Annotated in this window: 6 protein-coding genes and 1 pseudogene; 2 read left to right on the plus strand and 5 right to left on the minus strand. The window is 71.7% G+C overall.

The window, feature by feature from the left end; all coding sequences use genetic code 11:
• Positions 1-237 precede the first annotated feature (237 nt).
• A complete protein-coding gene (locus tag AB0I88_RS29545; protein WP_361031719.1) occupies positions 238-5145 on the minus strand; it encodes an NAD-glutamate dehydrogenase in 4908 nt (1635 codons plus the stop codon).
• A gap of 207 nt (positions 5146-5352) precedes the next feature.
• On the opposite strand from AB0I88_RS29545, the gene AB0I88_RS29550 reads away from it, so the two are divergent.
• Positions 5353-7257: a penicillin-binding transpeptidase domain-containing protein gene (locus AB0I88_RS29550; RefSeq protein ID WP_361031722.1), complete on the plus strand. Its 1905-nt coding sequence runs from the start codon at positions 5353-5355 to the stop codon at positions 7255-7257.
• Positions 7258-8583: 1326 nt separating this feature from the next.
• Here AB0I88_RS29550 and AB0I88_RS29555 read toward each other — a convergent pair.
• From AB0I88_RS29555 to AB0I88_RS29570, 4 genes and pseudogenes are all read right to left on the minus strand, one after another.
• Positions 8584-9486, minus strand: a pseudogene (locus tag AB0I88_RS29555) (arginase family protein); the annotation flags it as partial.
• Positions 9487-9515: 29 nt separating this feature from the next.
• Positions 9516-10445: a tetratricopeptide repeat protein gene (locus AB0I88_RS29560; RefSeq protein ID WP_361031725.1), complete on the minus strand. Its 930-nt coding sequence runs from the start codon at positions 10443-10445 to the stop codon at positions 9516-9518.
• A 299-nt stretch (positions 10446-10744) separates the two neighbouring features.
• Entirely contained in the window at positions 10745-11710 is a 966-nt protein-coding gene (meaB, locus tag AB0I88_RS29565; protein ID WP_361031728.1) for a methylmalonyl Co-A mutase-associated GTPase MeaB, read from the minus strand.
• A complete protein-coding gene (locus tag AB0I88_RS29570) occupies positions 11707-12891 on the minus strand; it encodes an acetyl-CoA C-acetyltransferase (RefSeq protein WP_361031731.1) in 1185 nt (394 codons plus the stop codon). The genes meaB and AB0I88_RS29570 overlap by 4 nt, the downstream gene beginning before the upstream one ends.
• 79 nt (positions 12892-12970) lie before the next feature.
• Here AB0I88_RS29570 and mce point away from each other — a divergent pair, with 79 nt between their 5' ends.
• On the plus strand, positions 12971-13453 hold the full coding sequence (mce, locus tag AB0I88_RS29575; protein ID WP_361031734.1) for a methylmalonyl-CoA epimerase: 483 nt from the start codon (positions 12971-12973) through the stop codon (positions 13451-13453).
• The last annotated feature ends 38 nt before the right edge of the window (positions 13454-13491 follow it).

Raw genomic sequence — 13491 nt, forward strand, 5'->3', positions numbered from 1 at the left:
GCTCATGCCGTAAATGGGCGAATCCGTGGCACTAATCGGGCCAACCGAACGGGCAATCCGCGCACGGACCGCTTCCCCTCACCGGCAGACATCACCTAGCGTGATTGCCAGGTGGGTCTGGGGACGTCGCGGAACCGGCTCGGGACCGGTCCGGGTTCCGCGGCGCAGACGATGAGCCGGGCCGGGCGTGACTTCGGGAGCAGCACGCCCGGCCCGGCTCATCACCTTTCCGGCCGCTCAGGCCGCCGACGAGGTCTTCACCAGGGTGCGGATCTGGCGCAGCAGCACCGACAGCGCCGCCAGGTCGGCCGGCGAGTCGTCGACGTCACCCATCGCGTTGGACGCCCGGGCGATCGACGCGGCGTTCACCTGCTCCCACTCGGAGACCCGGTCCTCCGGCGGCGCCGACGACGGGGTCGAATGGAGCACTTCGGCGGTGAGGGCGGCCAGGGCCGCGTACAGGTCGTAACGCAGCGCCATCCGGGCCAGGGTCTGCCAGCGGTCGCCACGCGGCAGCCGGGAGATGCGTGACAGCAGCGCGTCCACCCCGAACCGCTCGGAGAGCACGAAGTAGACGTCGGCCACCTCCCCGGCGTCCCGGTTGATGGCGGCGGCCGTCTCCAGGATGTCCAGCAGACCGAAACCGTAGAACACCCGGCTCACCGCGGCCGCCAGATCCTCCGGAACACCCTTCGAGACCAGCTCGGCGATCCGGTCGGACAGGGCCCGCCGCTCGGCGCCGACGATCACCTTGGGCAGCCGCGGCAGCAGCGCCGAGACGCCGGGCCGCAGCTTGGCGATCTCCCCGGTCACGTCGACCGGCGAACGCCGGGTGCTGACCAGCCAGCGGACCGCCCGGTCGAGCAGCCGCCGGGTCTCCAGGAAGACCAGCGTCTGCGCGGCCGTCGGCACCCGGTTGTCCAGGGCCTCGCCGGCCGCCCAGATCTCCTCCAGGCCGTAGACGTCGCGGATCACCACGTAGGCCCGGATCACGTCGGCCGCGGACGCGCCGCTCTCCTCCATCGCCCGGTAGACGAAGGAGGTGCCGCCCCGGTTGACGACCTCGTTCACCAGCGCCGTGGAGATGATCTCCCGGCGCAGCCGGTGGCCGCCCATCCGGCCGGCGAACCGCTCACGCAGCGGCGTCGGGAAATACCTCGACAGCACGTCGGCGGTCCAGGCCTCGTCGACCAGCTCGTCCGCGAGGACCTCACGCTCCAAACTGATCTTGACGTACGCGAGGAGCACCGCGAACTCCGGAGCGGTGAGCCCTTCGGCGTTCTCGTACCGGGCGGCCAGCTCCCGGTCCGACGGCAGCGCCTCCAGCTCCCGGTTCAGCTCGCCGCGCTCCTCCAGCGACTTGAGCATCCGCCGGTGCACCGGAAGCAGCGAGTGCGCCTGCGCCCGGGCGTTGCCCAGCGCCATGGCCTGCTCGTAGTTGTCCCGCAGCACCATCTCGCCGACCTCGTCGGTCATCGCCGCCAGCATCTCGTCCCGCTCCGGGATCGACATCTCACCGTCGACGACCGCCCCACCCAGCAGGATCTTGATGTTGACCTCGTGGTCCGAGCAGTCCACACCGGCCGAGTTGTCGATGAAGTCGGTGAACACCCGGCCACCCGAGCGGGCGAACTCGATCCGCCCACGCTGGGTGAGACCCAGGTTGCCGCCCTCGCCCACCACCCTGACCCGCAGCTCCGAGCCGTTGATCCGGATCGCGTCGTTGCCCTTGTCGCCGACATCGGCGTGCGACTCGGCGGCGCCCTTCACATAGGTGCCGATGCCGCCGTTGAAGAGCAGATCGACCGGTGCCTTGAGAATGGCCCGCATCAGGTCCGTGGGACTGATCGCGGGCGCGGCGCCGAGGTCCAGCACGGCCCGGATCTGCGGGCTGAGCGGGATCGACTTGGCCGACCGCGGGTACACCCCGCCGCCCTCGCTGATCAGCGACGCGTCGTAGTCGGCCCAGGACGACCGGGGAAGGTCGAACAGGCGCTTGCGTTCGGCGTACGAGTTCCGGGGGTCGGGGTCGGGGTCCAGGAAGATGTGGCGGTGGTCGAAGGCCGCCACCAACCGGATGTGCTGCGACAGCAGCATGCCGTTGCCGAAGACGTCACCGGACATGTCACCGACGCCGACCACCGTGAAGTCCTCGGACTGGGTGTCCAGGCCCAGATCACGGAAGTGCTTCTTGACCGACTCCCACGCGCCGCGGGCGGTGATGCCCATCTTCTTGTGGTCGTAGCCGGCCGAGCCGCCGCTGGCGAACGCGTCGCCCATCCAGAAGTCCTTGGCGACCGAGATCTCGTTGGCGATGTCGCTGAACGTGGCGGTGCCCTTGTCCGCGGCCACCACCAGGTACGGGTCGTCGCCGTCGTGCCGGACCACGTCCTCCGGCGGCACGATCTTGCCGCTCAGGATGTTGTCGGTGACGTCGAGCAGGGCCGTGATGAAGCGCTTGTAGCACTCCACCGCCTCGTCCCGGTCGCCCGGCTTCCGCTTGAGCACGAAGCCGCCCTTGGCACCCACCGGCACGATCACCGAATTCTTCACCATCTGCGCCTTGACCAGGCCGAGCACCTCGGTCCGGAAGTCCTCCCGCCGGTCCGACCAGCGCAGACCGCCCCGGGCCACGGCGCCGAACCGCAGGTGCACCCCCTCGAACCGGGGCGAGTAGACGAAGATCTCGAACTTCGGCCGGGGCTGCGGCAGATCCGGAATCGCCTGTGGATCAAGCTTGAAGGCCACGTAGGACTTGGGCCGGCCCTCCGCCCCCCGCTGGAAGAAGCTGGTCCGCAGGGTCGCCTCGATGAGCGTCAGGTAGGAGCGCAGGATCCGGTCCTGGTCCAGGCTCTCCACCCGGTCGAGCAGCTCGGTGAGCCGGTCCCGCAGCACGCCCGCCCGGCGGTTCCGCTCGGCCTCCCCGATCGGCAGCGCCGGGGAGAACCGGGTCTCGAAGAGCCGCACCAGCAGACCCGCGATCTCCGGGTACGCGATGAAGGTCGACTCCACGTACTGCTGGGTGAAGACGTGCCCGGCCTGGCGCAGATACTTGGCGTAGGCCCGCAGCACGACCACCTGCCGCCAGGTCAGACCGGCCCGCAGCACCAGCTCGTTGAAACCGTCCACCTCGGTCTCACCGCGCCAGGCGGCCGCGAAGGCGTTCTCCACCTGCGGGCGGACCTCGGCCAGCTCACGGTGGGCGGCGGGGGGCAGCAGGCCGAAGTCGTACAGGTAGATGACCCCGTCGGGGCGGCGGATCTCGTACGGCCGCTCGTCGGTCACCCGGACGCCCAGCGAGTGCAGCACCGGCAGGACGGCGGAGAGCATCATCGGCTCGCCGTACCGGTAGACCTTGAACCGGATGTCGCGCTCGTCCGGCTCCGGGGTGCCGTCCGCGCCCAGCCGCCGCCGGCGGAACAGGTGCATGGCCAGCTGGCCGGGCTCCTCCAGCAGCTCCAGTTTGGCCAGATCCTGCATTCCCTCGTACGGCGTGTGCGTGTTCTTGTAGCTCTCCGGATAGGCCGGCGAATACCGCTGGAACAGCCGCCGCGCCTGCTCGTCGCCGAGTTTGCGCTCCAGCACCAGGGAGAAGTCGTCGTCCCACATGCGGGTCGCGTCGGCCAGCAGCTCGGCCAGCTCGTTCGGATCCGGATGACCGGGCGGGGCGGCCGGGTCGGTACGCACGATGAAGTGCACCCGCGCCAGCATCCGCTCGGTCACCCGGGTGGTGTAGTCCACCCCGACACCGTTCAGCTCACGCAGCAGGATCTCCTGCATGCGCAGCCGGTTGCCGGTGGTGAACCGGTCCCGGGGCAGGTAGATGAGGCAGGAGATGAACCGGCCGTACCCGTCGCGGCGCAGGAAGAGGCGCAGCTGCCGGCGGCCGGCCATCCGCAGCACGCCGATGACCGCCTCGTACAGGTCGTCGGTCTTGATCTGGAAGAGCTCGTCGCGGGGGTAGGTCTCCAGGATCTGCAGCAGGTCCTTGCCGGAGTGGCCGCGCGGCGACAGGCCGGAGCGGTCCATCACCTCCTGCACCTTGCGCTTGACCACCGGCAGCTCACGGACGCTGGTCCGGTACGCCGAACTGGAGAACAGTCCCAGGAAACGCCGCTCGCCCACCACGTCGCCCGCGTCGTCGAACAGCTTCACACCGACGTAGTCGAGGTACGCGGAGCGGTGCACGGTGGCCCGCGAGTTGGCCTTGGTGATCACCAGGAGCCGCTTCTCCATGGCACGCTCGTAGATCTCCGGGGCCATCTCCTCGGCCAGCCGGCGCGGCTTGCTCGCCCCGCGCAGGATGCCCAGCCCGGTGCCCGGAACCGCGGACAGGACCCCGTCGTCCAGCCGGTACTCCCGGTAGCCCAGGAAGGTGAAGTGATCGTCGGCCAGCCACTTGAGCAGCTCGATCGAGTCGGTGACGTCCTTGTCCGGCACCGGCAGCGAGCCCGCGGCACCGCGCGCGGTGGCCAGCTCGTCGGAGATGACCATCGCCCGCTGGCGCATCCGCGGCCAGTCCTCCACCGCGTCCCGCACATCGGTGAGCACCCGCCGCACCTCGTTGAGCAGTTGCTCGCGCGCTTCCGGGCGGCGGACCGGGTCGATCTCGATCCGGATCCAGCTCTCCACCAGATCGCCCTCGATGGCGTCGTCCGGCTCCACCTCGGCCTCGAGGTGGGCCAGCGCCCCGAGCGGCTCACGGCGGACCACGATCAGCGGGTGCACCGTCAGATACACCTGTAGGTTGTGGGCGTTGAGCAGGGCGATCGTCGAGTCGACGAGGAACGGCATGTCGTCGGTGACGATCCGCAGGACGCTGTGCGACTGTGACCCGGACGGCTCGGTGATCGCCAGTTTCAGCTCACCGGGCAGCCTGTCGCGGGCCAGCTCGCGGTGTTCCACCGCGGCCGCGAACATCTCCTGGGGTGTGTATCCGACCAGTTCCTCGTCCGGTGCGAACCGCCAGAAGCGGCTCACCAGCGATGCGGTCGTATGGTCCTCGCCCGCCAACTCGACCGCCTGGGCCACCAGCCGTTCGGCATTGGGCACCTCGTCGTCGAGCACTCCCTCTTCGGTGAGTCGCTCGCTCTGCAAGAGGACGGTCTGATCAGAATCGGTCGTGGCCTCATCGGCGACAGCCATGGTCCGGCGCTCCCCTCACCCACGGCACTGTGGGCTCGAACGTGTCGAGCACAGCCTAGAACTACCCTCCTGACCCGCCTCACACCCCGGGTGTGCCGGCGGCGTTTGCGCGGTATCACCCGGTGCGGGCCACCCGAGACGGGCATGTACCCATTACCGTGCGACCTAGCCAATCAAGATTGTCACGGTTGTTCACGGGAGGACCACATGCGCCGCACCCCGGCGGGCCTGGCCGCACTGCTACTGCTGACCGCGGGCGGGTTGACCGGCTGCTCAGCGGAAGGCCCCGGCGACACCGTCACCGCGTTCCTGAACGGCTGGTCCGGCGGCGACCTCGCCAAGGTCGGATTCGTCACCGCGGCCGGCGCCGAGATCCCCGCGCCGGACGTGCTGACCCAGATGCGCGACCTCTACGGCGACCTGCTCGACCAGAAGATCACGGTCTCCGGGGCGGGTGACGTCAAGACCCAGGGCGACAACGCGACCGCACCCGTCACCGTCAAGTGGGGCCTGCCCGGCGGCGTCGAATGGACCTACCCCAGCACCGTCCGGCTCACCAAGGCGAACAGCGACGGCTGGCAGGTCGTCTGGGAGCCGTCCATGGTGCAGCCGGAGCTCGCCGCCGGCGACAAACTCCGGCTCCGGCGGGTCGCCGCGGAACGCGCCGCCATCGTCGACGCCGACGGCAAAGCGCTCTTCGGCCCGCAGAAGGTCGTCGTCATCGGGGTCAGCCCGGAGAAGATCACGAATCTCACCGAACTCCGGAAGGGCCTGGCCGCCGCGTTCCGCGAAGTGGACGTCGACGTCGAGCTGAAAAACCTGAAGACCAGGGTCGACCAGGCCGACCCGGGCGCCTTCATCGAGCTGGTCACCCTGCGCCGGGCCGTCTACGACAAGATCCGGTCGGACGTACGGCCGCTGCCCGGCACCGTCTTCCGCGAGGAGACCCGGTCCCTGGCGCCCACCCGCGAATTCGCACGCTCCCTGCTCGGCACCGTCGACAAGGCCACCGAGGAGGACATCGCCGACTCCAACGGGGCGCTCGCGGTCGGCGACGACGCCGGCCACGGCGGACTCCAGCAGAGATACGACAGCACCCTGCGCGGCGTCTCCGGCCTCTCCGTGGTCATCGCCCGCGAAGCCGCCGACGGACAGACCGAGGACACCGAACTCTTCACCTCCGAGCCGGTCCCCGGCAAACCCGTGAAGATCACTGTGGACACCCGGGTGCAGAACGCCGCCGACCAGGCCGTCGCCGCCGAGAAACAGCCCAGCTCGCTGGTGGCCGTCCGGGTCAGTGACGGCGCCGTGCTGGCCGCCGCCAACGGGCCCGACCCGGGCGGAGTCAACACCGCGTTCACCGGCCAGGTGCCGCCCGGCTCGACCTTCAAGATGGTTTCCGCGTACGGGCTGCTGGCGCGCGACGCGATCACCGCGAACACCGTCGTCGACTGCCCGAAAACGATCACTGTGGACGGCCGTGAGTTCAAGAACTCGCACGACGCCGCCCTCGGCAAGGTGCCGTTCCACGTCGACTTCGCCAAGTCCTGCAACACCGCCTTCGCCACCCTGGCCCCGAAACTCGGCTCGGCCGGGCTCCAGGAGGCCGCCGGAGCCCTCGGCCTCGGCGCGAAATGGGACATCGGCGCCGACGCCCACACCGGCCAGGTCTCCGACGGTGGCACCGCAACCGAACTGGCAGCGGCCGTTTTCGGTCAGGGCAGCACGGTGGTGAGCCCGCTCGCCATGGCCGCCGCCACCGCGGCCGTCGCCGGGGGCCGGTTCCAGGCCCCCAAACTGGTCCTCGACCCGGCCCCCGCCGGCGCCGCCCCCGCCACCCCGCCACTCGACCAGGAAGCGGTCACCGCCCTGCGCTCGATGATGCGCGAAGTCGTCACCTCCGGCACCGGGACAGCGCTGCGCACCGTCCCCGGCAAGCCCGTCCACGGCAAGACCGGAACCGCCGAATTCCAGACCGGCTCCGAAGACACCCACTCCTGGTTCATCGGCTACCAGGGCGACATCGCCTTCGCCGTCATGGTCCAGAAGGGCGGCGCCGGCACCGAAGCCGCCGTCCCGGTCGTCAAGCGCTTCCTCACCGCCCTGAACTGACCCCCACCACTCCCCGCGTGAGTGGCCACCCTCGAGCAATGCGGGTGGCCACTCACGCCGAAGCCCTTTTCCGGTACGGGACAAACCGTCACCTTCGAACCCGGACCGTCCCGTGGCGCCCCGCGATCAACCGCCGGGTCGAGGCCGCGGCGCGCCCGCCGGGCTGACGACTCCGGTCACCCTCCACCTCGCCCCGCCCGCGGCCGGGCCGGCCCGAATCGACCGGCGGACACCGCGGACCCCATCCGAGAAGACCGGACACGGATCACGGCCATGTGCGTCCCGGAACCATGACACCCGCAGCGGGTGTCATCACACCCACCACGGGTGTCGCGTTCGCAAAGCACACATAGCCCTGGCTGCCGGTCCCCCGCCCACCGGGCGACACGGCACCATCCGGCCCGTCATCCTCCGAGTCCCCGTCCACCTGCGCTGTGACGCGGTCTTCACCGGTAGGGCGGCCTGCTCAGCGGCGGGTCCTGGTCGCGTTCGTTCTCTGAGAAGGGCCCACGATCGCACGCCGAACAACCGGCAGGGTTACCACGGTCAGGCGGCGCCCTGCGGGAAGCCGCCGATCGGGCCCGGCCCGGCCGCAGGCGGGCCGAAGCCGCCCACCACCGGCGGATCGGCCGGCGGGCGTGGGCGCAGCATGCCGGGGCGGGTCGCGGGCAGTGGCTCCGAGTCGAGCAGCGGCGCCGAACCCAGCGGCCGGGTGAGCAGGCGGACCTCGTTGGTGTCCCGTTTCCCGCGCCATCCGGGATCCTCATCGGCCGCGGCCGCCGGCTCGTACCCATCCACCTCGACGGCGCTCCGATCGGCCGCGTCCACATCGGATTCACCCGAATCCGAGCCCACCGGCTCGTGGTCGGCGGCACCGTCACCCCGCTCACGAACGGCGGCACCGTCATCCGGCTCGTGGTCGGCGGCACCGTCACCCGGCTCGCCGTGATCGGCGGACGTCTCCTCGCTGATGGCGGCCTCGCCCGGGGATTCGCTCGATTCCCGCTCGGACTCGTTTCCATCCCGGTCATCGGAGGCGCCGTCGTCAGTCCCGGCCGGGTCACGGCCGTCGTTACGCGCCGTGCCGAGAGCGACGGCCAGGACGGTCTCCGCGTCCGTCCGAGGCGCCTCCCGCACCGGATCGATGTGCGCGTCACCGCCCTGAGCGGCCTCGGTGGGGTCCGCCTGGCCCGCACCGGGCGACCCGGCACCGGCGACTGTCGACGCGGCCGAACCGGACGCGCCGGCGGGACCGGCCTTGGCCGCCGCCGGGCCGGCCAGGTCACGGCGAGCCGCGACCAGATCCGGGCGCGGGCTGGTGGCGCGGACCGGGGAGAGGCCGCTGACCACCGCCGACGTTATCTCCGCCGCGTAGCGGCCGTCCGGGTCGTAGTCCGGGTCGAACACGGTGATCTCGACGCCCAGGCAGTGGGGCGATTCGACCAGGCCGGCCAGCAGCAGCTCCAGCTCCGGGAAGGCGATGCCGCCCGGGTCGGGGGCGTCGACGGCGGGCATGACGGCCGGGTCGAGGACGTCGACGTCCATGTGCACCCAGTAGCCGGCGCAGTCGACGAGCTGGTCCCTGGCCCACTGGGCGCTGCGGGCGGCGCCTTCGGCACGGAGCGCGGGGACCGGGCGGGTCACTATGCCAGCGGCCTGGAGGTCGAGGCGGTACTCGTCCTGCGCGCGGATGCCGAGGACGACCACGTCGATGTCGCGGAAGTAGGGGCGGCGGGATTCGATGGCGGCGAGGTCGGCCTGGCCCCGGCCGGTGACGAGGGCGAGGTCCTCACCGGCGGCGGCGCCCACGTACGACGCGTTGCCGGGGTGCCGGAAGTCGGAGTGACCGTCCACGAACACCAGGCCGATGCGGCCGCCGACCGCGTCGCCGAGCCGGTGCATGGCGATGCCGGCTCCGATCAGGATGGAGCAGTCACCACCGAGCACGACCGGGAACTCGCCGCCGTCGATGATGGCGCCGATCCGGTCGGCGAGCGCCCGCGAGTAGGCGGCGATCTCGGCGGCGTGGGCGACACCGTCGCCGGGACGCCAGTCGCCCGCGTCGTACCGCGGCGGGGTGAGGCAGCCGGCGTCGCGGGCGGCGAGACGGGTGAGCAGGCCCTGATCGCGGAGGGCGCCGGGCGCTTTGGCGCAGCCCGGCACCGACGTCGCGGTCGGCGGGCGCAGGCCGAGATTGGACGGCGCGTCCAGAACGGCGATGCGGCGCACGACGCCCTCCTTCGTTCGAGAACCGCAGCCTAGAAGAGCGCGCTGGCCAGCGCACGCCGTGCGCCGGCGACCGCGGGGTCGTCCGGCCCGGCCACGATGAACAGCGACAGCAGGTGCTTGCGGACGGCTTCCCGTTCCTCACCGCTGGTGCGCTTCACGAGGGCGACCAACCGCGCGTACGCCTCCGGGGCCTGGCCGCTGAGCACCTCGATGTCGGCGGCGAGCCGCTGGGCCGCCACGTCGTCGGGGTCGGCGGCGGCCTTGGCCAGCGCGGACGCCGGGTCGACGCCGCTGATCCGCCGGTACAGCTCGACCTGGGCGAGGCCGGACTCGGCGGCCGCGTCGGCGGGCGACTCGGCCAGGATCTTCCGGTACGCCGCCTCGGCCGCGTCCAGGTCGCCGGTCATCAGCGCGTCGTCGGCGGCGTCGAGGCGCGGGTCCTCGGGGGTGGCCACGTCGACGCCGGCGGCTTTCAGGACGGCGTCGATGTACTGCCGGATCTGGGCCTCGGGCAGGACTCCGCTGAAGCCTTCCACCGGCTGCCCGCCGATCACGGCGGTCACCTGCGGAATGCCCTGCACCCGGAAGACCTGGGCCAGGCGCGGGTTGAGATCCACATTGACCTTGCCGAGGATCCACGCCCCGCCGTACTCGGCGGCCAGGCGTTCCAGCACCGGCGACAGCTTCTTGCACGGGTCGCACCAGTCGGCCCAGAAGTCCAGAAGCACCGGAGTGGTCAGCGATCGCTCCAGAACGGCCTGGAAATCGGCCTCGGTGACGTCGATGATCGTCTCCGGTGTCACGCCGGGCACCGGGCCCGGCGCCCCGGCGGCCGGGTCGGCGGCGGGGGTGGCGGGACGGCTCGGAGCGGCTGGTTTGGCCGGTGCCGCGGGACGCAGCGCGCTGAGATCGACCGCGCCGCGGGTGAAGATCGACGGAGTGGTCCGTGGGTCGCTCATGGTTACCTAGTCTCGCACGCTGTCACGCCTGTTCGCGTCGCCACCAGGCCGCTGGATATCGGACGTCACAGGCGCCGGAGCACGGCGTGGCGCGGCTTGTGGCCGGCCCGTGTTCGCCGACGGCGCCGGAGCGGGGCGAGGTCCAGGTGGTGGCCGGCGTCAGCCGGGGAAAGGCCACACACAACACCGGTGTGCCGCCCGCCCGGACCATCCCTTGGCGAGCCACGGGCCATGGCACCGCAAGCCGGTACCGGAGGATCCAGGCCCGCGGATCACCCTCGAACCCTGGCCCGGTTCGGTCAATGACCGAGGGCGATCAGGAGCTCAGAGGCCGCGGCGTACGGATCGAGCTCGCCCCCGGCGACGCGGGCCGCGAGATCCGGCAGCGCCGTGCCCTCGCGCAGGTCGCCCATCCGGGCGCGGAGCGTGCCCAGCGCGAGCGCGGAGATCTCGGCGGCGGCCCGCCGCTCCCGGCGCTCCCGGAGCCGGTCGCCGCTCTCCAGCCAGTCCCGGTGCTTGCCGATCGCGGCCACCACGTCGTCGATGCCCTCGCCCTTGGCCGCGACGGTCCGCACCACCTGCGGCCGCCAGTCGCCGGCCGCCCGTTCGCCGAGCGCCAGCATCCCCTGGATGTCGCGGTAGGTGGCGTCGGCGCCGGGGCGGTCCGCCTTGTTGATCACGAAGACGTCGGCGATCTCCAGAACCCCGGCCTTGACCGCCTGGATGGCGTCGCCCATGCCCGGGGCGAGCAGCACCAGTGTGGTGTCGGCCAGGGAGGCGATCTCCACCTCGGCCTGGCCCACACCGACCGTCTCGACCAGCACCACGTCGCAGCCGGCGCCCTCCAGCACCCGGACCGCCTGCGGGGTGGCCGCGGAGAGCCCGCCCAGCAGGCCCCGGCTGGACATCGAGCGGATGTAGACGCCCGGGTCGGCGGTGTGGTCCTGCATGCGGATCCGGTCGCCGAGGATCGCCCCGCCGGAGAACGGGCTGGACGGGTCCACGGCCAGCACCCCGACCCGGTCGCCGGCCTGCCGCAGAGCACGGACCAACTCGTTGGTCGTGGTGGACTTGCCCACACCGGGGGCGCCGGTGAGCCCGACCACCTGGGCGCGGCCCGCGAACGGCGCCATCGCGGCGGCCACCTCGGGCAGCGCCGGATCCCCGTTCTCCACCAGGCTGATCAGCCTGGCCACGGACCGGGCGTCGCCCTCCCGGGCCGCGGCGACGAGAGCGGGCACATCACGGGTCCGCCTCGGGGTCACGCCGCCGGCACCTTGATGATCAGCGCGTCGCCCTGGCCGCCGCCACCGCAGAGCGCGGCCGCGCCGAGCCCGCCGCCGCGGCGCTTGAGCTCCAGCGCCAGGGTGAGCACCAGCCGGGCTCCGGACATGCCGATCGGGTGACCGAGCGCGATGGCGCCACCGTTCACGTTGACGATCTCCTCGTCGAGTTTCAGCTCGCGGGCCGACTGGATGACCACCTGGGCGAACGCCTCGTTGATCTCGACCAGGTCGAGGTCGTCCGCCGCCAGCCCGGCCTTGCCGAGCGCGTGCTTGATGGCGTTGGACGGCTGGGACTGCAGCGAGCTGTCCGGCCCGGCCACGTTGCCGTGCGACACGATCTCGGCGATCCAGTCCAGGCCCAGCTCCTCGGCCTTCTCCTTGCTCATCACGATCAGCGCGGCCGCGCCGTCGGAGATCGGTGACGCGCTGGCCGCGGTGATCGTGCCGTCCGGGGTGAAGGCCGGGCGGAGGGCGGCCAGCGACTCGGCGGTGGTGCCGGGGCGGACCCCCTCGTCGGTGTCGATCACCTGGCCGGGCTCCCGGCCGCCGGCCGGGACCGCGGCGATCTCCTCGGCGAACCGGCCGTCCCGCTGGGCCGCGGCGGCCCGCTGGTGGCTGCGGGCGGCGAACGCGTCCTGCTGCTCCCGGGTGATGCCCAGGTGTGCCCCGCTCGCCTCGGTGGACTCGCCCATCGAGATGCCGGCCCAGGGGTCCATCAGGCCGTCGAACGCGGTGTGGTCACGCACCAGCACGTCACCGAACTTGCGGCCCTGGCGCTGGTCGGTGAGCAGGTGCGGCGCGTTGGTCATGGACTCCATGCCACCGGCCACCACCACGTCGAACTCACCGGCCCGGATCAACTGGTCGGCGAGGGCCACGGCGTCGATGCCGGACAGGCACACCTTGTTGACGGTGAGGGCGGGCGTGGTCATCGGGATGCCGGCCGCCACGGCGGCCTGCCGGGCCGGGATCTGGCCGCAGCCGGCCTGGAGCACCTGGCCCATGATCACGTACTCCACGCGCTCGGGGCCGACGCCGGCGCGGCTCAGCGCCGCCGCGATCGCGTGGCCGCCCAGGGCGGTGGCGGGCAGGTGCCTCAGGTTGCCCAGCAGGCGCCCCATCGGGGTCCGGGCGCCACTGACGATGACGGAGCTGGTCATGGTCACGATCCGATCTGCGACGACCGGGTTCGGGAAACCCGGGTGGCCTTAACGATGGGTCAGGTCCGAGACTAGCCGCATGACAGACGACACCCCGAGCTCCGGACCGAACGAGAATGTCACATTGCCCGGACTGCTCCGCATCGACCACGTCGGCGTAGCGGTGCCCGACCTGGACGAGGCCATCGCCTTCTACACGGCGACCTTCGGCCTCTGTTGCGTGCACCGGGAGACGAACGAGGAGCAGGGCGTACAGGAGGCGATGCTCGCGGTCGGCGACGGCGCCGGGCCCCGGCTGCAACTGCTGGCGCCGGCCCGCCCCGACTCGGCGATCGCGAAGTTCCTCGATCGCAGCGGCCCCGGCCTGCAGCAGCTGGCCTACACGGTGGCCGACGTCGAGGCGGCCGCCGACGCGCTGCGGGCCCGCGGTTTGCGCCTTCTGTACGACGCCCCCAAACGTGGCACCGCCGGTTCCCGGATCAACTTCGTCCACCCGAAGGACGCCGGAGGTGTGCTGGTGGAGCTGGTCGAGCCCGCGGAAGGGGGTACACCGGTCGGGTGATTCGACCTGACGTGGCCCCGGTCACCTGGCAGGATCGT

Source organism: Actinoplanes sp. NPDC049802 (assembly GCF_040656595.1).
GTDB lineage: Bacteria > Actinomycetota > Actinomycetes > Mycobacteriales > Micromonosporaceae > Actinoplanes.